The organism is Paraperlucidibaca sp., assembly GCF_982810325.1.
This window is the reverse complement of record NZ_CEYEMI010000004.1, coordinates 22,141-39,833: the sequence shown is the minus strand read 5'-3', so window position 1 is coordinate 39,833 and position 17,693 is coordinate 22,141. Positions and strand designations below refer to the sequence as shown.

At 52.3% G+C, this 17,693-nt stretch carries 16 protein-coding genes; 5 read left to right on the top strand and 11 right to left on the bottom strand.

Translation table 11 applies throughout. From position 1 onward, the window contains the following. The 4 genes from rlmKL to AC3DKE_RS02880 form a co-directional block, all read right to left on the bottom strand. Entirely contained in the window at positions 1–2,220 is a 2,220-nt protein-coding gene (rlmKL, locus tag AC3DKE_RS02895) for a bifunctional 23S rRNA (guanine(2069)-N(7))-methyltransferase RlmK/23S rRNA (guanine(2445)-N(2))-methyltransferase RlmL (RefSeq protein ID WP_487990038.1), read from the bottom strand. Further along, the gene (locus AC3DKE_RS02890) at positions 2,217–3,284 is read right to left on the bottom strand and encodes a quinone-dependent dihydroorotate dehydrogenase (protein WP_340674763.1); all 1,068 of its coding nucleotides are present in this window, start codon (positions 3,282–3,284) and stop codon (positions 2,217–2,219) included. Before AC3DKE_RS02890 ends, rlmKL begins: the two co-directional genes overlap by 4 nt. Positions 3,285–3,374: 90 nt before the next feature. Beyond that, positions 3,375–6,032 (bottom strand): aminopeptidase N, encoded by a 2,658-nt coding sequence (pepN, locus tag AC3DKE_RS02885; RefSeq protein WP_487990037.1) that lies wholly within the window; start codon positions 6,030–6,032, stop codon positions 3,375–3,377. Beyond that, complete coding sequence (locus AC3DKE_RS02880) at positions 6,029–6,850, bottom strand: DUF2797 domain-containing protein (protein ID WP_487990036.1); 822 nt, start codon at positions 6,848–6,850, stop codon at positions 6,029–6,031. The genes pepN and AC3DKE_RS02880 overlap by 4 nt, the downstream gene beginning before the upstream one ends. A gap of 38 nt (positions 6,851–6,888) precedes the next feature. Between AC3DKE_RS02880 and AC3DKE_RS02875 the strand changes: the two genes are divergently transcribed. After that, positions 6,889–7,434: a DUF6231 family protein gene (locus tag AC3DKE_RS02875; protein ID WP_487990035.1), complete on the top strand. Its 546-nt coding sequence runs from the start codon at positions 6,889–6,891 to the stop codon at positions 7,432–7,434. 9 nt (positions 7,435–7,443) lie between these two features. Here the strand turns inward: AC3DKE_RS02875 and AC3DKE_RS02870 are convergent, their stop codons facing one another. The 3 genes from AC3DKE_RS02870 to AC3DKE_RS02860 all read right to left on the bottom strand — a co-directional run bounded on the left by AC3DKE_RS02870 (position 7,444) and on the right by AC3DKE_RS02860 (position 9,484). Continuing rightward, positions 7,444–7,713: a DUF1315 family protein gene (locus AC3DKE_RS02870; RefSeq protein ID WP_340674767.1), complete on the bottom strand. Its 270-nt coding sequence runs from the start codon at positions 7,711–7,713 to the stop codon at positions 7,444–7,446. 25 nt (positions 7,714–7,738) lie between these two features. Then, positions 7,739–8,620 carry an NAD(+) kinase gene (locus AC3DKE_RS02865; protein WP_340674768.1) on the bottom strand — a complete coding sequence of 294 codons (882 nt, stop codon included), beginning with the start codon at positions 8,618–8,620 and terminating at the stop codon, positions 7,739–7,741. 261 nt (positions 8,621–8,881) lie between these two features. Further along, a complete protein-coding gene (locus tag AC3DKE_RS02860; protein WP_487990034.1) occupies positions 8,882–9,484 on the bottom strand; it encodes a 6-pyruvoyl trahydropterin synthase family protein in 603 nt (200 codons plus the stop codon). Between the two features lie 201 nt (positions 9,485–9,685). Here AC3DKE_RS02860 and AC3DKE_RS02855 point away from each other — a divergent pair, with 201 nt between their 5' ends. Then, positions 9,686–10,672, top strand: a complete 987-nt coding sequence (locus AC3DKE_RS02855; protein ID WP_340674770.1) for a malate dehydrogenase — start codon at positions 9,686–9,688, stop codon at positions 10,670–10,672. Positions 10,673–10,817: 145 nt separating this feature from the next. Then, positions 10,818–11,798: a magnesium and cobalt transport protein CorA gene (locus AC3DKE_RS02850; protein ID WP_340674771.1), complete on the top strand. Its 981-nt coding sequence runs from the start codon at positions 10,818–10,820 to the stop codon at positions 11,796–11,798. Here the strand turns inward: AC3DKE_RS02850 and rraA are convergent, their stop codons facing one another. Beyond that, positions 11,799–12,278 (bottom strand): ribonuclease E activity regulator RraA, encoded by a 480-nt coding sequence (rraA, locus tag AC3DKE_RS02845; RefSeq protein ID WP_379069550.1) that lies wholly within the window; start codon positions 12,276–12,278, stop codon positions 11,799–11,801. It lies immediately after the preceding gene. A gap of 13 nt (positions 12,279–12,291) precedes the next feature. Beyond that, positions 12,292–12,957, bottom strand: a complete 666-nt coding sequence (locus AC3DKE_RS02840; protein ID WP_487990033.1) for an NAD(P)H-binding protein — start codon at positions 12,955–12,957, stop codon at positions 12,292–12,294. Positions 12,958–13,032: 75 nt separating this feature from the next. On the opposite strand from AC3DKE_RS02840, the gene AC3DKE_RS02835 reads away from it, so the two are divergent. Next, positions 13,033–13,758, top strand: coding sequence for a lytic transglycosylase domain-containing protein (locus tag AC3DKE_RS02835; protein WP_340674774.1), 726 nt, complete (start codon positions 13,033–13,035; stop codon positions 13,756–13,758). Here AC3DKE_RS02835 and AC3DKE_RS02830 read toward each other — a convergent pair. Together AC3DKE_RS02830 and ppsA are read right to left on the bottom strand one after the other, a co-directional pair. After that, complete coding sequence (locus AC3DKE_RS02830) at positions 13,664–14,062, bottom strand: Rieske (2Fe-2S) protein (protein WP_487990032.1); 399 nt, start codon at positions 14,060–14,062, stop codon at positions 13,664–13,666. The genes AC3DKE_RS02835 and AC3DKE_RS02830 overlap by 95 nt on opposite strands. 93 nt (positions 14,063–14,155) lie before the next feature. Then, on the bottom strand, positions 14,156–16,528 hold the full coding sequence (ppsA, locus tag AC3DKE_RS02825) for a phosphoenolpyruvate synthase (protein ID WP_340674776.1): 2,373 nt from the start codon (positions 16,526–16,528) through the stop codon (positions 14,156–14,158). Positions 16,529–16,808: 280 nt separating this feature from the next. Between ppsA and ppsR the strand changes: the two genes are divergently transcribed. After that, positions 16,809–17,645: a posphoenolpyruvate synthetase regulatory kinase/phosphorylase PpsR gene (gene ppsR / locus AC3DKE_RS02820; protein WP_484216494.1), complete on the top strand. Its 837-nt coding sequence runs from the start codon at positions 16,809–16,811 to the stop codon at positions 17,643–17,645. Positions 17,646–17,693: the final 48 nt, after the last annotated feature.

Here is a 17,693-nt window from a genome sequence, read left to right as displayed (position 1 = left end):
TTAGGACTCAGGGCGGTTGCGATGGCGAATGCGCCAGCAACGGTGGATTTTCTGGTTGCGCTGATAATCAAAACCAATGGTCTCAGCACTGATGTCCTCAATCTCAAACTGCGCCATCAGCGCCTCGTCGAGGCCGAATTTGCGGAAGTTATTGGAGAAATACAGTGTGCCGTCATCAGTTAGTAAGCGCATGGTCAGTTGCAGCATGCGCACGTGATCGCGCTGCACATCGAAAACATCTTCGCTGCGTTTCGAGTTAGAGAACGTCGGCGGATCAAGGAAAATCAGTTCGTATTGCTCAATCGGTCGCGTCGCAACTTCTTCCTGCAACCACGCCATGACATCAGCCTGAATCAGGCGATTTTGCTCATCGGGCAAGCCATTCAGGGCTAAGTTACGTTCAGCCCAGAGCAAATACGTTGGCGATAAATCGATGGTCGTGGTGCTCAGCGCGCCGGCTAAAGCAGCGTGCACACTAACCGTACCCGTGTAGGCAAACAGGTTGAGGAAATGAGTGCCTTCAGCCTCACGAGCAATGCGTTCGCGCATTGGGCGGTGATCTAAAAAAAGACCGGTGTCGAGGTAGTCTGTGAGGTTGATCAATAGCTGCGCCTTACCTTCGCGCACTTCAAAAAACTTGCCACGCTTGGCCTGCTTTTCGTACTGTTGTTTGCCACTTTGGCGTTCGCGTACTTTCAAAAAAACTTTGTCGCGATGCAGGCCCATGATGTGGCGAATCGCACGCAATGCCAGCTTAAAGCGCATCGCCGCTTTTTCAGGATCGATGGTTTTCGGCGGCGCGTATTCCTGCACATGCAAACGGCCATCGTAGACATCGACGGCTAAGTTGAACTCAGGCAAGTCAGCATCATAAAGACGGAAACAGCGGATGCCCTCGGCATTGGCGATTTTCAGCGCCGCTTTTAGATTCTTCTGCAGGCGGTTGGCAAAATCCATGGCCTCGGGCGGCAGCTCATCATCGCTAGGATAAAACGCCAGCGGCAACTCAGCTTCGGCTGGAATCACGCGACCATGGCGAGCAAAAATCGGCAGCGCGCCGTTAAACAGGCGCTGCGTATTTTTATGCTCTAGGCCTAAAGCGTCGGCGTGCTCGATATTGGCGGCCAGCACTACGGCATCCCAATTCGGCAGATGCTTGCGCAGCTCGCGGCCGAGTGCGCGATACACATATTTAATGCTGTCTTCTTCGCCCAAACGCTCGCCATAGGGCGGATTAGTGGCGATTACGCCGGGCACAGTGAAGTTTTCACCTGCGCCGGTCTCGGCAGCATCCCAGTCGTTAGGCAATGGCCAGTCACCAATACTGTGCTGGGCGAAATGCATCCACTGTGCAACACCAGCGGCTTGCGCGTTACGTTGGGCACTGCGAAGCGCATCGGGGTTGGTGTCAAAACCAACTAATTGCGGTGGTGATTTTTCCTGAGCCGCGAGTCGCATGGCCACGGCTTCATCGCGTACTTCGCGCCACACGTTTACGTCATGACCCATCCAGCCTTCGAAGCCAAAACGCACACGCGCCAAGCCTGGAGCAATATCGGCCCACATTTGCGCGGCTTCAATGAGCACAGTGCCGGAGCCGCACATTGGGTCAAATAAACGTCCTTGGCCGCGCGCTGGCCAGCCGGCTTGCATGAGCAAAGCCGCGGCCAATGTTTCCTTTAAAGGCGCGTCGGTTTGCGCCACGCGGTAGCCACGCTTGTGCAAGCTATCGCCAGAAAAATCGATGCTAACGCTGATATTTTCTTCTTCAATGAACAAGTGCAGGCTGAGATCTGGCTGCTCACTATCGACTGATGGCCGGTTGCCGGTGCGATCACGAAAGCGATCCACGATGCCATCTTTTAAACGTAGGCTAGCAAAGCGTGTGTGGGTGGCTACGCCTTTAGAGGCGGCAGCACGAATGGCAAAACTAGCGTCTTCACGCAGCACATTTTCCCAAGGATATTTCAGTGCGGTTTGAAATAACTTGTCGGGATCACCAGAAGGCACGCTAAACAGCGGCAGCAGCACGCGCGAAGCTAAACGCGACCATAAGCACAGACGATAACCAGTGGCCAGATCGGCTTGCACCGAAATTGCACCTTTGAGCTGGCGTGGCTGACTAGCACCAAGCGCAATTAATTCATCGACCAATAGCTCGTCGAGACCATCGGCACCGGTAACAATCCATTCGCGCAATTCGGTATTAGTGGCACTCATGATTCACGGCTCACGACTGCTTCCGCCTGCTGCGCGGCTTTCTGTTGCATGGCGCGCGAGGCACCCAAAATTGCTTGGCGTATCACATCAGGCCCCTCATAAATAAAACCGGTATAGACCTGCAACAAAGATGCGCCGGCTTGAATTTTTTCAGCTGCTGAATCGGCATTGGCAATGCCGCCAACGCCGATCAAAGGCAGTTTGCCATCGAGTGCAGCATTCAGCTCACGCAATACGCGTGTGGCTGATTCGCGCACTGGGCGACCGCTTAAGCCACCAGCTTCATCGGCATACTGCAGGCCAGCTACAGCTTGGCGACCGATGGTGGTGTTTGTCGCAATAACGCCATCGATGCCTTGCTCAAGAAAAACTTTAGCCATCGACTCGACTTCTACTAAGGCTAAATCAGGCGCAATTTTCACCAGCAAAGGCACGTATTTACCGTGCGTTGCGGCAAGCTCGAGCTGCTTAGATTTCAACACCTCTAATAAACGTTGCAGTGCAGCCTCGCCTTGCAGGCTGCGCAAACCCTGCGTGTTTGGCGAGGAAATATTGACCGTGATGTAACTCGCGTGGGCATAGACTTTTTCTAAGCAAATCAGATAGTCGTCGGCGGCATTTTCCACCGGCGTATCCGCATTTTTACCGATATTAATGCCTAAGATGCCGGCAAATTTAGCGCGCTGAACATTGCGCACGAGGGCATCCACGCCATCGTTATTAAAGCCTAGACGATTGATGATGGCACCCGCCGCTGGTAGGCGAAACATGCGCGGCTGTGGATTGCCAGGTTGTGGGCGTGGCGTGGTGGTGCCAATTTCGATAAAGCCAAAGCCTAATGCGGCCATGGCATCGATGTAGTCACCGTTTTTATCGAGACCAGCAGAAAGACCAACGGGATTGGGGAAATCTAGACCAAGCACTGAAACAGGCTGTGTTGGTGGTTGCGGCCAACGCTGCATAAAGCCCATGCGTTCAGCCCAGCGTAGACCGCCAAGCGCGACGTGATGCGCAGTTTCAGGCTCAAATTGGAACAAGGCGGCGCGCGCCAACGGATACCACATCAGTCATTTCCCACAGCATCAAGAGGCGCAGATTATACGCCATGGCGCGCGGCAAGAGACACCGCGCGCCAACACAGAGGGAATTAAACCTTAGCCGCGGATACGCGACAGCGTCTCCCGCGTATCCGATGATAAATCGCCGGATAAAAGCCCATCGAGTTCTCGTAGGATATGCGCTTGCCTAGACTCATCGAGCTTTTGCCAAATGCCGAAAGCGCCAGCTAGGCGCGAGGCCAGTTGCGGGTTACGCGCATCAATGGCGAGCAACTGCTTAGCTATTAGGCCATAGCCCCTGCCCTCTGCATCGTGAAATGCCACGGGATTATTGTTGGCAAACTGGCCAATAACAGCGCGTACGCGATTGGGCACAGTGGCATCAAAATCGCTGTGCGTGAGCAAGGCCTCGACGCGTTCGCGTGTTTCAGCTTGCGGCGCACTGGCTTGGGTCGCGAACCATTGATCCAACACTAGCGGCTCATGCTTCCAGCGTGCATAAAATGCCTGCAAAGCATCATCGGCACCGGGTAATTGATGATGAACCAATGTCGTCAAGGCGGCTTGCTCGGCGCTCATATGCGGCGCCTCTTTCAACCAATGTTGTGCAATGGCCGCAGCCGCACCTGACTGCAAACGCGCCAAACCATCCAGCGCTACCGCCTCGACACTGCGGGCAGCAATGGCTTGTGCGCAGTAAACATATGGCTTGAGCATTTCTTGCTTGGCCAACACCGCACCCAATGCGCTTTGCAAGGGTGCTATTACTTGCAGCAGCACACTCTCACGCGCGCGCTGCAAAGCTTCGGGGTCATAACAGGCCACTTGATCAGACAAATACGCCAAGCTCGGTAGTTGCAGCATTTTTGCCGCCAAGGCCGGATCACTGGCTGCAAGTTCCGACCAAACCTCAGCAATGGCTGCTGCTAGAGCACTTTCCTGCGGTTGATGCGCACGCAAATCGCCGCTGCGATATTGCTCAGCCAGCGCTAAAATCTCGCGCGTGGCCAAAGCGTAACTCGCCGACCAACGATTAAAGCTATTGCTATCAAGACGGATGAGTTGCGCCAGATCGGCATCGCCAAACTCAGCTTTGACGCGAACTGGCGCGCTGAAATCGCGAAATAGCGATAGCACTGGCACTTGCGAAACATCATCAAATTGCCAGCTTTGCTCGGCCTGCTCTAACACTAGCAGATGCTCATTCGCCGTTACGCCATTTAGGCTGGTCGAGAGCTCGCCCTCTTTACCGATAAAACCCAAGCGCACGGGAATGGGGAGTGACTCTGGCGTTGAGCTACTTTTCGAAGATTGAGTTTGCGTCAAGGTCAGCGTGAGGCGCTGGATATCTTTCTGCCAAACGCTGTTGACGCTCACCACGGGCGTGCCAGGTTGGCGGTACCAACGCAGCCATTGGCTAACAAACGCGCCGGCATCTAGGCCATTGGCTACGGCCATGCTGTTGAGAAAGTCTTCGACTATTGCCGCTTGGCCATCGTAGGTTTTGAAGTAATGATCGCTGCCACGACGGAAGCCATCGGCACCTAAAAAAGTGTGCAGCATGCGGGCAATTTCTGCGCCTTTTTCATAAATCGTGAGCGTGTAAAAGTTATTAATTTCAACGAATGATTCGGGCCGTACAGCGTGCGCTAAGGGGCCGGCATCCTCAGCGAATTGATGCGTTTGCAGGAAGGCGACGTCTTCTAAACGCTGCACCACCGCCGAGAGCTGGTCGGCTGAAAACTGCTGATCACGAAATACCGTAAAGCCCTCTTTTAAGCAGAGCTGGAACCAATCGCGGCAAGTCACACGATTACCGCTCCAGTTGTGAAAATACTCATGCGCCACCACCGCTTCTACGCGCTGAAAGCCGGCATCAGTCGTGGTTGCCGGATGCGCTAAGACACAGCTGGTATTGAAGACATTTAGGCCTTTGTTTTCCATCGCCCCCATATTGAAATGCGACACTGCCACAATCATGTAACGGTCTAAATCGTACTCGCAGCCGTAGCGCTCTTCATCCCAGCGCATGGCGGCTTGCAGCGAACGCATGGCGTGATCGCACTTATCTTGGTCAACTTCAGCAGTGTAAATCTCTAGTGCAACTTCACGGCCACTGACGGTGGTAAAGCTATCGCGCAATACTGCTAAATCGCCGGCCACTAAGGCGAATAAATAGCTGGGTTTGGGGTGCGGATCTTCCCATGTTGCCCAGTGGCGGCCATTCTCAGAGTCGCCTGTTGCGACGCAGTTGCCATTGGAGAGCAGCACGGGGCAGCTGGCTTTATCAGCTACGATGGTGGTGCGAAATGTCGACAGCACATCGGGGCGATCAGGATAAAGCGTGATTTTGCGAAAGCCTTCAGCCTCGCATTGCGTGCAATAGAGGCCGTGCGAGCGATACAAACCCTCTAGCGCGAGATTTTGGTCGGGATAAATGCGCACTTTAGTGCTCAGCACCCCGCCTTCACCGGCGCCGGCGAACTGCCACTTTTCATCTTGCCATTGCCAATCATTGGCACTCAGAAGCTGGCCACTCCAAGCCACACTTAGTAGCTCTAAATCGGCGCCTAGCAAGGTTAAAACAGCTTCTTTAGGAGCTGTTAAAGCGCGCTTAAAGCGCAACTCAGCGCTGACTTCCGTATAGTCGCCGAGCAACTCAAAGTGCAACTCTGTGTGCTCGAGCGTGTAATGCGGTGCTTGGTAATCCTTCAGATAAATTGTCTTTGCCGCCACACCTGTTTCGGTCTTCATAGCACAGTCACTTCCCATTCATAACCGGTGTATTTGCGTACATTGAGCACGCCCGTATCGAATAATAAATATTGGCCTTTAATGCCGGTCAGCACGCCCTCAACCACGCCTTTTTCTGGCGCAAGTGACTTAGCCTTCAGCGCAAACTGTTGCACTGGATAACCTAAGGCTAACACCTCTGCTTCTAGTGGCTCGATTTGACTAGGGTATTCCGCCATCAGCGCATCTAGCTCGGCATGACAGAGCTCAAACAACCGCTCACGCTCAGCAACTAAATCCATATCGGCATAATCGCCTTTGACTAGGGCCTGCCATTTGGTTTTGTCACTGATGTGCTCAGCCAGCACGACCTCAATCAATCCTGACAAACGCCGTGTCGCAACGCGAAAAATCGGTAAGGCCTGCCCTGCCCCTTGGTCAACCCAGCGCGTAGGAATTTGTGTTTCGCGGGTAATACCCACCTTCACGCCAGTAGAGTTTGCTAAATAAACAATGTGCGGGATCATGCAATTGGCCTCTCCCCAGCTCGGCTCGCGGCAAGTGCCCAGATGATGATGGCAAGTTTCCGGCTTCATGATGCACATGTCGCAGGCAGCGAGCGTGGTCAGGCAGCGATAACAATAGCCCTGACTAAACGATTTATTGCTCGACTTACCGCAGCCGACACAGGTGATACGCTCAGAGCAGCTGATGCGCAGCGATTGGCCGATATGCTCATTGAGCGAAAAATCGATGCCGTCTAAGGGCAAAAAATAACGTAGGTCATCGCTACCTAAGGTCTGTTGATCGACTCGCATTTTCCGTACAGTACCGCGCATATCGGCTCCTTGTGTTGGGGCGAAAATAGGATATTGCTATGCCCGATGAAGCCATGCCCGACCAAGCTAAGCCCGATGATGCCACGTTCAACGGCGCTAAAATCGCCTCGGCGACATCAACACTCGCTCCCGCAGCAGCGCATTTGCTCGCCGAGGCTATTGCTCACATCAGCACAGACGCAGACTGCTTGTGGGTCTCAGATGCTGCCGTTTTACCGCCAAACAATGCGCAATGGACAACGCGTACAGCCAGCGCTTTGCTCAGCGAGCCGTGGCAAAAGCGCTATGCTCTCGCCATTGCCCACCTGCCCGACACGCTAACAGCGAGCCAAGCGCTACACCTGCTATCGAGCCTGCGTGACTTGCATGCGCGGCAGGTACTGGCGTTTATTCCTGTCGATGCATTTCGCTGGCAGGCCGCCGACTTACTGGCGCTAGGCATGCAACGTCACGCACGATTTGAGCAAGAGCAGCAGCTCATCGAGGCTTGGAGCTTTGATATTAAAACCTATAAGCCAGTGCCCGACTGGCTCAATCCACGGTTCTGGGCAAACCCAGAAAACTGGAATAGGTTTCGCTGGTAAATCAGTTGTTTAGTGCAGAAACTTAACCGGCTTTTCTACCACTGATGGGTCGTCGCAGACCTCACCTTCCTTTTGCTCTTTATGGATGTAGCCGCTGTGCTCTTGTACCGGCAAATGCTGCTTCTCCCAGACAATAACTGCCTGCATGCAGGTTTCTAATTGCTCGCGCGTTAGGCGCTTGCCATCCGGCCATTTACCCAGTTCCACCGCACGCTTTAAGTTGGCAACGATGTCTGGCGTTAGTACATCGAGCATGCGCGCTAATACGGCTTCGTTCATGTCACTCTCTGAAACTTAAAATGGATTAATCGATGCCGGCTTGATGGCTATTCCAGCCGAGTTTGGTGCGGCAAGCGGCATAAAAATCATGGCCTGGTGGGTGCAATAAGCGCAATTTGAATGGATGCTTACGCACATAAATCCAATCGCCGGCCTGCAAAATCTGCCCGGGCTGGCCATCGGTACTCACGCGCGGCGGGATGTCCGACAATACTAGAATCTTAATTTCGCTATTGCCATCGACAACAATGGGTCGGCTGCTGAGCGTGTGTGGATGCATGGGCACAAGGCCGATGGCATCGAGCTTTGGATGCAAAATTGGACCGCCACCGGATAAGGCATAAGCCGTGGAGCCTGTCGGTGTGGAGATAATTAGGCCATCGGAACGCAGTCGATAAACGAACTGGCCCTCAATATAAAGCTCAAACTCGATCATGTGTACAGTGGTGCCGGTGTGCAAAATGACATCATTAAGCGCCAGCATCTCACTCTCTTCACGGCCATTACGCACTACGGTGGCACTTAGCAAAAAGCGCACATCCTCGCTGTACTGCCCAGATAAAACTGCGCCCACTTGCTGCTCTATTTCACTCGGCAAAATATCGGTGAGAAAGCCTAAACGGCCACGGTTAATGCCAAGCACAGGAGTATTTGCACGAGCTAGCGTGCGGCCAGCGTGCAGCAAAGAGCCATCACCACCGACAACAATAATCAGGTCGCAGGCTTCACCGAGCTGAGCTTTTGAACAAACTTGAATATCATCGCGCCCCATGATCTCAGCCGTATCATCGTCATAAATGACGTGACGGCCTTGAGCGACGAGGTAACGATGCAGATCGCTTAATGTGTCAGCCACCGCGGCATTGCCGGGGCGGCCCATTAAGCCAATATTTCGAAAGGAATCCATGGGCTAACCTTTAGCGCGTTGCGATTAGTCTAGCGACTACACTCAATGGGCGAAAGGCGTTTCAATAACTGCGGCTATATTTTAGGTGCGGGTTTTAGATTTCAACAGCATCATCAACGTTTGGTTCATCGCTTAGCCAAAGTTCTAGCTCATCGCGTTCCCAAAACTCTTCTCGTTCCATGTCCATACTTTTCTCTCTTCTGACTTTTTATTTGGTCAGGAGAGTTAAGCCTAGATAGATGACAGTGTAGTGACAGCGAATTACTGCTTGGCAATAACTTGCTGCACAACCACTGGATTCTGCTTGCGCTCACCTCGCTGCAGGCGCTGCCAAAGCGTGCTGTCTGGCCATTCTTCTTGCACTTGTTCAGAGAATTCAACGCGCGCCATATCAACAGGGCCAATGCGCGGATTATCGATGTCATCGCGAAAGCACTGGGCGTAGCCAGTAGTAGTTTCATGAACAATGACTGAGTGCAGTCGCACATCTTGCTCGCCATTAGCCATATCGGTAAGGCTTAATGCACGGTCAACTAGCGTGAAAAATACTCTTGAAAACTGCTCTGCCGATGGCGATACCGGTAAGGCAACCCAACGCGCGCTAAACTGCTTACACGCGGCAATATAGTCGGCGTCATCTTCATCCCAAAACGCCACAGCATGGTCAAAGGCATCGATAAGATTACGAATATCGTCTTTCATCAGGCCAAAGTCGTAGACCATTTGGCCGTTATCTAAGGCGTGGGCTTCGAGCAGAACTTCTACTTGATAGCTGTGGCCATGAATCGAGCGCTTACAGCGATCGCTACTGCAATTACGCACAATATGCGCATTTTCAAAGCGAAACAGCTTTCGAATTAACATGTACTCACTCGCAATATCGTAGGGAAAAACCAGCTCTTCGTGGCCCATAGTCTAGCAAAATCACGCGATAAGCGGCGGCATTTTCAGTCGCAAGTTTCGCGACAGGCTTGTACAATCGCCCACGGCTTGTGTTGTCACCTGGGCTATCCGCTCATGACCCCAGACAACCTCTATTCAAACGCCCCATCAGGAGTTTTATTCATGAAACAGCCCGTTCGCGTAGCAGTTACCGGCGCCGCCGGCCAAATCGGTTATAGCCTATTGTTCCGCATTGCCTCTGGCGAAATGCTCGGCAAAGACCAGCCCGTTATTTTACAAATGCTGGAAGTGCCTTTCGAGAAAGCCCAGGCTGCGCTAAAAGGCGTGATGATGGAGCTCGACGACTGCGCATTCCCACTGCTGGCCGGCATGGTTGGTAGCGATGACCCAAATGTTGCTTTCAAAGATGCTGACTACGCCCTGCTCGTTGGCGCTCGCCCACGCGGCCCAGGCATGGAACGTAGCGATCTTTTGCAAGAAAACGCGAAAATCTTCACCGTGCAAGGCAAGGCCTTAAACGACGTGGCATCGCGCAATGTCAAAGTGTTGGTCGTTGGCAACCCAGCTAACACCAACGCCTATATCGCCATGAAATCAGCACCTGATCTACCAGCGAAAAACTTCACTGCCATGCTGCGTTTAGACCACAACCGCGCCCTATCGCAGTTGGCCAGCAAAACTGGTAAAGACGTTGCCGCCATTGAAACCATGACCGTGTGGGGCAACCACTCACCAACTATGTATGCCGATTACCGCTTCGCCACTATCGCTGGTGCTAGCGTTAAAGACATGATCAACGATGAAGACTGGAACCGTAATGTGTTCTTGCCAACCGTTGGCAAGCGCGGCGGCGCCATCATCGAAGCTCGCGGCTTGTCGTCAGCAGCCTCTGCTGCCAACGCTGCCATTGACCACATGCACGATTGGGCCCTAGGCACCAATGGCAAATGGGTCACCATGGGCATTCCATCCGACGGTAGCTACGGCATCCCTGAAGGTGTCATGTACGGCGTGCCAGTGACTTGTGCAAACGGCGAATACACACGCGTTGAAGGCTTAGAAATTGATGCCTTCTCACGTGAACGCATGGACTTCACGCTCAATGAGCTGCTTGAAGAACGTGACGGCGTGGCGCATTTGCTTTCCTAAGCAATCGCTCCTGCGTTAAAAACAAACCCGCCTAGTGCGGGTTTGTTTTTATATGGCATATGAAAAAATCATGGCATGCTCTAGACCAATAACTTTCTCGCTGCCATCAGCCTTGGTTCGCTAAAAATAAAAACAGAGGTCGCCCATGCCCAACGGCATCATCAACTCCATTGCCTACGATAATACTGGCAAGCAAATCGAACGCGTTGAGCTGGCCAAGTCACGGGATTTTCTCGCCGCCAATCCGCAAGCATTTTTATGGATTGGCCTACACGAGCCCGATGCCGACACATTAACGCTGCTGCAAAACCAGTTTGATTTACACGAGTTGGCTGTAGAGGATGCACTAAGAGCCCATCAGCGCCCGAAAATAGAAGCCTATGGCACACAACGCTTTGTCGTCGTGCATACCGCTGAGCGCGAAGGCTCACGGATTGTGTTTGGCGAAACGCATTTATTTATAGGCGAGCGCTTTATCATTAGCGTACGTCACGGCCCCTCACACTCCTACGCCACCATGCGCCAGCGCGTTGAAGCGCGCCCACAGCAGTTAGCGCACGGCCCAAGCTATCCGCTATACGCCGTGCTGGATTTTATCGTTGATAACTACGTGCCCATCGTGGAAGACTTTAAACAGACGTTGCACCAGCTTGAAGCTGATATTTTCTTACCGCATTACAAACGCGGCACCATTAAACGGCTCTATATACTCAAGCGTGAGCTCATTACGCTGCGTTTAGCCTCATCGCCTATGCAAGATATCGCACAGGAATTAAGCCACGCTACAGATAATCTCGTGCACCCAGCCATTCGCCCTTATTTTCGCGATATTGCCGACCATTGCACCCGCATTAATGAAGCTATCGATGCGCTTAACGAGCTGCTGAGTTCGGCCATTCAAGTGAATTTATCGCTGGTTACCGTTAAGCAGAACGAGGTTGTAAAGAAGCTTGCAGGATGGGCTGCGCTACTGGCACTACCCACTTTAGTCACCAGTATTTATGGCATGAACTTCAAGTTTATGCCGGAGCTAAGCTTGCCCTACGCCTATCCAGCCGTGGTTGTTTTAACCACGCTCGCCTGCCTGAAACTGCACAGTACATTGCGACGAGCGGGTTGGATGTAGCTAGATCAATGCGTGCGGTGCGGTGATGACACCGTTGTTGTCGGCATAGACATATTCGCCAGGACGGAAGGTGATGCCACCAAAGGTCACTGGCACATCGACCTCACCGACGCCTTTGCGCACACTTTTAAGCGGAATCGATGCCAGCGCCTGCACGCCCAGCTCCAGCTCAGCGATGGCATCGACATCGCGAATGCAGCCATAAACGATAACGCCAGCCCAACCTTGATTTACAGCGCTCTCGGCAATCATGTCGCCTAGTAAGGCGCAGCGCAGCGAACCGCCGCCATCAACCACTAACACACGGCCATCGCCAGGAGTTGCCAGCAGTTCTTTAACGCGCGAATTGTCTTCGAAACATTTCACCGTAACCATGGCGCCGCCGAAAGCTAACGAGCCGCCAAAGTTAGAAAACATCGGCTCGCAAACACGCACGACATCGGCGTGGTCATCACATAAATCGCAAGTTACAAAAGACATCGTTCGCTCCTGTTTAGTTCAAAGCCATCAAGTCGTTATAGTGTAAACGCTCAACGCCATACTTAGGCATCGGTCCTAATGCTAAGGTCACCATGGCTTTCGCCACATCAGCGCCGTGAATTGGCCGATAAGATGATAAAGGCCCCATCAGCAAAGGCGCTAAAGGCATAGATACGACCTGACCAATACGCTCGCCAAGGCGCTGCTCGGCGCGCTCTCCGAGCAAAAGTGACGGCTGCACAATGCTCAGCGTGGAAAAATCCATCGCTTGCAATGCCGCTTCCATCTCACCTTTCACACGCGAATAAAACGACGCCGAACTTGTCGAGGCGCCGACTGCGCTGACTACAATAAAGTGCTGCACGCCGATGCGTTTGGCTAAACGCGCAAATGCGATCACGGCATCGTAATCGACTGCGCGAAATGCCGCTTGGCTGCCTGCGGTTTTGATGGTGGTGCCAAGACAGCACACGGCTGTTTCGGCCTGCCACGTGGTCATCCAGCCTTCAAGCGAATTGAAGTTAGCAATATGTTCTTGCACGCGCGACTTTGGCTTCAAAAAAGGCAGCGGTCGCCGACCAACGCTCATCAGCTTAGGCCGTGATGGCGCTTGCTCTAATAGACGAATTAATTTTTCACCAATAAAACCACTGGCGCCTGCTAACAAAATACCCGACATAGCACTATCCTTAAGACCTACACTGCGCGACTCTACCCGCAAGCGCCGCCGCCGTCAGCACTAGCCGAGGACTTCATGCCATCATTGCCCGCCATTTATCGCCGACAGCGCCTTTGCGCGAGCCGTCGTGGCGCCCTAGCTTTGATGGCTTGCTGCCTGTGCGCAACACCAGTTCAGGCCGAAAAGCTCTATCGCTTCCAAGATGCCAACGGCAATATGCTGCTAACCAACCAAGTCGCTGCCGGTGGTAAAAAGCCATTGCAGGCAGCCGATAAGCGTTATCAAAGGCTAATTAAAGTAACCTGGTACGCCGACACCAATGTCCATCGCTATGGCAATTGGGGAACAGATGAGACCTCCGTGCGCCCCAGTGCCAGCAAAAATAAACATGCGTTTGATGCCGTCATTGCTGCCGCAGCGGCTAAGCATAATCTCGACTTTGGCCTGGTAAAGGCAGTGATACATACTGAATCGGGCTTTAACCCCAATGCGCGCTCTGGCCCTGGTGCGCAAGGATTAATGCAACTGATGCCTGCCACCGCCGACCAGTATCGCGTGGCCAATGTCTGGGATCCTGAACAAAATATTGAGGCCGGCAGCAAACATTTACGCTATCTGCTGAACCGATATAAAGACGTGAAAATCGCCCTAGCCGCCTATAACGCGGGCCAAGGCAATGTTGATCGCTATGGTGGCATTCCGCCGTTTAGCGAGACCAAAGATTATGTGGCTCGCGTAATGAGTCGTTATCAGCGGCTGTATGCGCAGGTAGTGCCTCAAGTGGCGTCAGCACCCCAATAGTCGCGCCCTCGAGCACTAAGGCGTAACGACTTAGGCAAGGCCCAAGACCTGGCATTTTGCACTCCCCAGTAACCACATCGAAACGCCAACCATGCTTCACACAGCGTAGGCTTAAGTTTCTCTCGCCATCGGCTTGAGCAATATTCGCCGACCTTAGCTCTGCTTGCCGATGTGGGCATTGGTTGCGCACTAAATAACGCTGACCATTTTCCTGAATCAGTAATAACGGCACGCCATCGACCGAGAACTCTCCGCGATAGCCATCGTCTAAATACATGAGTTTTTCTAGCACAACATAAGTCATGGCTCAGGCTCACCCAACACTAATCAAACAGTAGATAGCCGAAAGGCGGGTTACCCCGCCTTTCATGCTGTACGCATCAGAAACTACGGCAAATTACTTACCGTGATTTTCCGATAAGTAGAACCACGTTGCTAGCACTGAGTCTGGGTTCAACGACACCGAATCAATGCCCTGCTCCATCAACCATTGTGCAAAGTCAGGATGGTCTGATGGGCCTTGGCCACAAATACCGATGTATTTGCCGGCATCATGACAAGCCTTAATGGCGCGCGAGAGCAAGAACTTCACTGCTGGGTCACGCTCATCAAACAGATGCGAGACGATACCGGAGTCACGATCTAGACCCAGCGTTAGCTGTGTTAAATCGTTGGAGCCGATTGAGAAGCCATCGAAGTGCTGTAAGAACTCATCGGCCATGATGGCGTTGGTGGGTAGCTCACACATCATGATAATGCGTAGGCCATTCTCACCGCGCTTGAGGCCTTTGGCAGCCAACAGCTCGATAACTTTCGCCGCACCTGTTGGTGTGCGAACAAATGGAATCATGATTTCGACGTTGGTTAAGCCCATGACATCGCGAACTTTTTTCAGCGCACGCACTTCAAGATCGAAGCAATCGCGGAAATTGTCGGAGATGTAGCGGCTGGCACCACGGAAGCCGAGCATTGGGTTTTCTTCTTCCGGCTCGTAGAGCTTACCGCCGATCAAGTTGGCGTATTCGTTGGACTTAAAGTCCGACATGCGCACGATGACTTTTTTCGGATAGAAAGCCGCCGCTAGCGTAGCAATACCTTCAGTCAGTTTATCGACATAGAAATCGACTGGTGATGCATAACCGGCACAGCGTTGATCAACAGCTTGCTTAATGTCGCGTGGCAACGTGTCATAGTTCAGCAGTGCTTTCGGGTGGACACCAATCATGCGGTTGATGATGAACTCAAGACGCGCCAAGCCAATGCCTTCGTTAGGCAAAGTAGCAAAATCGAATGCACGATCGGGGTTGCCGATGTTCATCATGATTTTGAATGGCAGTTTCGGCATCGATTCAATGGAGTTTTTCTGAATTTCGAAGTCGAGCAAGCCTTCGTAAATAAAGCCGGTATCGCCTTCAGCACATGATGCAGTCACTTCCATGCCATCTTTCAAGATGTCAGTGGCATTGCCGCAACCAACAATGGCCGGCACACCTAATTCGCGCGCAATGATAGCGGCGTGGCAAGTACGGCCACCGCGATTAGTAATGATGGCGCTGGCGCGCTTCATTACCGGTTCCCAATCAGGATCGGTCATATCAGACACTAAGACATCGCCGGGCTGTACTTTGTCCATCTCTTTGATCGAGCGCACAACGCGAACAACGCCAGAGCCAATACGCTGACCAATTGAGCGGCCCTCGCACAGCACTTTGCCTTTTTGCTTGAGCAGGTAGCGCTCCATGGTTCCGACGTTTTGGCGACTTTTCACGGTCTCAGGGCGCGCCTGCACGATGTAAAGCTTGCCGTCGTCGCCGTCTTTCGCCCACTCGATGTCCATTGGCGAACCGTAATGGTTTTCAATGATCAGTGCTTGACGTGATAGCTCTTCGATTTCGGCATCGCTTAGGGCGAAAACAGCACGTTCAGCTTTATCAACATCAACGATTTGCGTGGAATGACCAGCCGCACCGCTGTCGCCATAAATCATTTTTTGCGCTTTCGTACCCAAGTTACGACGCAGCACTGCTGGGCGACCGGCATTCAATGTGCTTTTGTGCACATAGAATTCGTCAGGATTTACTGCGCCCTGCACGACCATTTCACCCAGGCCGTAAGAGGCAGTGATAAACACGACATCACGGAAGCCTGATTCGGTATCTAGCGTAAACAAGACGCCAGCGGTACCAATTTCCGAGCGCACCATACGCTGGATGCCGGCAGACAAAGCCACCAGTTTATGCTCAAAGCCTTGGTGAACGCGGTAAGCAATCGCGCGGTCATTAAATAAGGAAGCAAACACTTCTTTGATGGCAACGAGCACATTGTCGAAACCACGAATATTGAGGAAGGTTTCTTGTTGGCCAGCAAACGAGGCATCAGGTAAGTCTTCTGCGGTTGCCGACGAACGGACGGCTACCGGCATTTGCTCATTGCCTCCGGTCAGTTCGTCGAAGTGCTGGCGAACTTCAGCTTCTAAAGCTGGCAGCAATGGCGTTTCAACAACCCACTGACGGATTTTCTTGCCTGCTACAGCCAAGGCCACTACGTCATCAACATTAAGCGCGTCGAGCACATCGTTAATTCGTTTGTTCAAACCGCTTTGTTCTAGAAAATCGCGATACGCTTGCGCTGTGGTTGCAAAGCCACCAGGAACAGAAACACCGGCATTGGCCAGATTACTGATCATTTCGCCTAAAGATGCGTTTTTGCCGCCGACGGTGTCGACATCGTGTTTACCTAACTGCTGAAACGGAATGACAAGATTAGCCACGGTGATGCTCCCTGTTGGGGTGAGGATTCGCGTCGCGGTGGATCACACGCTGCGACAGAGTGAATTGATTCTACTCTATGCTTTTCGCCTTTGCTGTTTTCCTCGTCGGCTTTTCCGACCAAGGTCGCAGGCTTTTATTGGCTTCAATACAGTCTTAGGCAATAGACTTAGGCAGTTGTTTTTAATTGTCTTTTTTCATGGCAGACTAGAAATGCGTTAGCGCGAACTGAGCGATCACATCATTCATAAAGTAAATATCATCTATTTACTTTAAATATAAATGGGGAAAAACATGAAGCGCACTGTATTTTTCGTCTCCGATGGCACCGGCATTACAGCCGAAACCTTAGGTCACAGCCTGCTTGCTCAGTTTGAAAATGTCGAGTTTGAAGAGAGCACCCTGCCCTATATCGACACCGTTGAAAAAGCCGAGGCAGTAGCAAAAGAAATCAACCGCGTAGCTAATCAAGAAGGCACGGCAAACCGCCCAATTATTATCGACACCATCGTCGACAAAGATATCCGTGACGTTATCGCGCGTGCCGATGGCTTTATGATGGATGTATTCGAAACATTCGTCGGTAAATTACAAACCGAACTTGCTACTCAGGCAGTTAACGCAATCGGCAAGTCGCATTCGATTATTGATAACAAGAGCTACAATATTCGCATCGATGCGGTGCATTTCGCGCTCGATAACGATGATGGCGCTCGCACTCGACACTACGATAAAGCGGACCTTATTTTAGTCGGCGTATCACGGTCTGGCAAAACGCCAACGTCGCTATATATGGCTTTGCAGTTTGGGATTTTTGTTGGTAACTACCCGCTGACCGAAGATGATTTTGATGATCTTCGCCTGCCTAGCTCCTTGCGCGAGCATAAGCATAAGATTTTCGGCTTAACGATTGATCCGGTGCGCTTGTCTGCGATTCGTAATGAGCGGCGTGCAAATTCGAGCTATGCGTCGTTGAGCCAGTGTCAGAAAGAGGTTCGCGCTGTGGAGGCGATGTTTAACCGTGAGGGTGTGCCGTTTATTCAGGCGACGCATTTGTCGATTGAAGAGATTTCTACTCGAATTATGGCGACGGTTGGGCTTAAGCGGCGGTCTTTGTGAGCTGAGCGTTAGTCTTTAACTGACAGCGGTGCCGTGCCTGAGCACTGG

Bases quoted from the DNA above. Each gene is read 5' to 3' on its own strand.
- rlmKL (WP_487990038.1), bottom strand. From the start codon at position 2,220: ATGAGTGCCACTAATACCGAATTGCGCGAATGGATTGTTACCGGTGCC.
- AC3DKE_RS02890 (WP_340674763.1), bottom strand. From the start codon at position 3,284: ATGTGGTATCCGTTGGCGCGCGCCGCCTTGTTCCAATTTGAGCCTGAA.
- pepN (WP_487990037.1), bottom strand. From the start codon at position 6,032: ATGAAGACCGAAACAGGTGTGGCGGCAAAGACAATTTATCTGAAGGAT.
- AC3DKE_RS02880 (WP_487990036.1), bottom strand. From the start codon at position 6,850: ATGCGCGGTACTGTACGGAAAATGCGAGTCGATCAACAGACCTTAGGT.
- AC3DKE_RS02875 (WP_487990035.1), top strand. From the start codon at position 6,889: ATGCCCGATGAAGCCATGCCCGACCAAGCTAAGCCCGATGATGCCACG.
- AC3DKE_RS02870 (WP_340674767.1), bottom strand. From the start codon at position 7,713: ATGAACGAAGCCGTATTAGCGCGCATGCTCGATGTACTAACGCCAGAC.
- AC3DKE_RS02865 (WP_340674768.1), bottom strand. From the start codon at position 8,620: ATGGATTCCTTTCGAAATATTGGCTTAATGGGCCGCCCCGGCAATGCC.
- AC3DKE_RS02860 (WP_487990034.1), bottom strand. From the start codon at position 9,484: ATGTTAATTCGAAAGCTGTTTCGCTTTGAAAATGCGCATATTGTGCGT.
- AC3DKE_RS02855 (WP_340674770.1), top strand. From the start codon at position 9,686: ATGAAACAGCCCGTTCGCGTAGCAGTTACCGGCGCCGCCGGCCAAATC.
- AC3DKE_RS02850 (WP_340674771.1), top strand. From the start codon at position 10,818: ATGCCCAACGGCATCATCAACTCCATTGCCTACGATAATACTGGCAAG.
- rraA (WP_379069550.1), bottom strand. From the start codon at position 12,278: ATGTCTTTTGTAACTTGCGATTTATGTGATGACCACGCCGATGTCGTG.
- AC3DKE_RS02840 (WP_487990033.1), bottom strand. From the start codon at position 12,957: ATGTCGGGTATTTTGTTAGCAGGCGCCAGTGGTTTTATTGGTGAAAAA.
- AC3DKE_RS02835 (WP_340674774.1), top strand. From the start codon at position 13,033: ATGCCATCATTGCCCGCCATTTATCGCCGACAGCGCCTTTGCGCGAGC.
- AC3DKE_RS02830 (WP_487990032.1), bottom strand. From the start codon at position 14,062: ATGACTTATGTTGTGCTAGAAAAACTCATGTATTTAGACGATGGCTAT.
- ppsR (WP_484216494.1), top strand. From the start codon at position 16,809: ATGGGGAAAAACATGAAGCGCACTGTATTTTTCGTCTCCGATGGCACC.